This window comes from Pseudomonas fluorescens (assembly GCF_902497745.1).
In the GTDB taxonomy this organism is placed as follows: domain Bacteria; phylum Pseudomonadota; class Gammaproteobacteria; order Pseudomonadales; family Pseudomonadaceae; genus Aquipseudomonas; species Aquipseudomonas fluorescens_BM.
In genome coordinates, this window is sequence record NZ_CABVHJ010000007.1 from 107,861 (window position 1) to 110,110 (window position 2,250).

Below are 2,250 nucleotides of genomic sequence, written 5' to 3' on the forward strand. Positions count from 1 at the left end.
GCCAAGACAGAACTATTATTCAAACTAACAAAATAATCAGAAAGTTCAGACTTTGCAGAAAACACTCGAATTTCAACAGCACCAAAAAAAACACGATAACCTGGAACAATTGGGACGCCAATACGGCCTAATTGATGAAGCGCTGTGTGCTGAACCTCTAAAGCATAAATTTCGTTAAGTCGCCCCAAATAGGAGAAGCCCAACTCTTTACTTAACGTTTTTTGATCGACGGTAAGGAGATTTTTATTCCCCCACTCGATCTGGGTAAACTTTTCGCCATTTCTTATTAAGATATCACCATCAGAACCCATCTGTTTTATTGTAGCGCGCAGCAGTTCAATCTCAGTAGGTTCGACTTGTCGCCCGCTACCTTGAACACATAACACCTGGCCATTTGTAATTTTTCCTTGTAACAAATCACAAGTTTGGGATATAACCATTAAAAAAGTTGCATCCGGCGCATTGACGATAGCTTCCTTTCCACTACCGTTAGATGTTTTTGATGACAGCTTTACAAAAAGATCGCCAAAACGAATTTGTCTTTGCTTGTTCTTATTCCTAAAAAGTTCCCCTGATGCAGGTTTAACAGAGGAAAAATCAGAAAACAAATTAGACACGTTTTGCGTTGGCTCACAGTGCCCTAGCAATACCTCATAGCTTTCCGGTGGAAGATCCATAGACTTCTCGGCCAGTGTGATATCTTTCTGGATTGAGGCGGTCAAAAGCTGACCCGAGAGCCACCCCAAATAGTCAGACAAAGGTTCTTTCTCTGTGACCAATTGAGCAGTATAAAGAGTAGCTAAGTCCTCCAGTTCCAGCCCTTCAATTTGCTCAAGGAGATTGTGCGCAGCTGACGAGATAGCTCTCTCAAGGCTGACATGAACACTTCTAAATTTCTTTAATTCACCCTCCTGAAGAGAAAATGTATCTACGGCATCAGAAAACTCTGCTTCTGCCGTTAACTTTCTTACAAACCGAAAAAAACCTCCAGGAGTTGAAGAACTTTTGCGAAAGTTATAAGCATCATTCTCCGCTAAATTAGGAAGACTAGAGATAAGGATTACGAAAGGATGAGTACAGCCTTCCTCTTGTTTTGCGCGAGTGATTACTGATTTTAAGAATGCAATACTTTCCGCAACCTTTCCTTCAATATCATCCGGCACCTCATTACTAAGAAGGTAATCTATAATTATTAATGAAACATCTGTTTCAACAAGATCTAAATCTGGAAGAGCAGGTGTTTTCACCACGCTCCACCCTTTACTTTTTAAAATCCTTTCAATTTTAGACAAAGGCTTATGATGCTGGCTAAGCTCTTCAACCAAATCAGAAAAAACTTGCTTAACTAGCTGGTTCTTTGATGGTGACTTATTGCGTATACTCCAGAATCTCAGAATCTCTTCTGGTTTAGAGGTAAGAGGTTCAAAGTATAAGCGTCCTGAAGGTTCACCATCCAGTCCGAACTGCTCATCAAACCAAACTCTGGTCTCAACATTATCCTTTAGAAATCTTCGCAACTGCACAGTTTGTTTCTGGAAATCAGAAACAGTAGGGCGTGCAAAAGCATCATCGATAAACAATGCTTTTCTTTTCAACTTCCTTGTAGCCATTTTTATTTGCTCTCAAATCCAAATACAAAACCAGCATGAGTATCTCGAGAATCTGCTTTAATAAGTGATACCGAGATATTATTTTCAGCGCACAAGTTTTTTACTATATACAATCCGATCCCACGACCTGACGGCTTTTTACTAAAAAAGGGATCGAAAACTTTCTCGCCATCGGCTTTTCTTATACCAGGCCCGTTATCTCTAAAAATAATTTCTCGCGCATTAACATCGACTAAGATTTCTATACAGGGCAAATAGGTATTTTTTTCACCATTAGCCTCAAGAAGCATCGCGCTGTGATGTGTTAACCAATAGACTGAATTGGATATCAAATTTTCAAAAATTTGATACATCTGGCCTTGAACGACCGTAGCAAAAAAATGGCTAGGCTCTTCAAATGAAACGTTAATCTCATGCCTCTCAAACTGAGAACTATGGGCCTCCAATAAAGTTTGTATTACCTGTACAACGTCCGTACTTTCTTTTCTCTGTCTCCCAGGAGTGCTAACCGGGTCGAGTATCCTCAAACGCTTTTCAAGTGTTTTAAGCTGAGCATTTAATGACTGTAAAGATGGAGGAAGCTTATTAAAATTCACCTTATTGAGGTCGGCTAACGTTGAACGAGTCATCCGATTAAGCT

Annotated in this window: 2 protein-coding genes; both read right to left on the minus strand. The window is 39.9% G+C overall.

Going from position 1 to position 2,250, the window contains the following annotated elements; translation table 11 throughout:
- Positions 1–1,610, minus strand: a 1,610-nt coding sequence (locus F8N44_RS12915) for a hypothetical protein (protein WP_191630887.1), incomplete at its 3' end; no start/stop codon positions are given.
- 2 nt (positions 1,611–1,612) lie between these two features.
- Positions 1,613–2,250: sensor histidine kinase (locus tag F8N44_RS12920; RefSeq protein WP_224794761.1), on the minus strand; the 638-nt coding region annotated here is incomplete at its 5' end.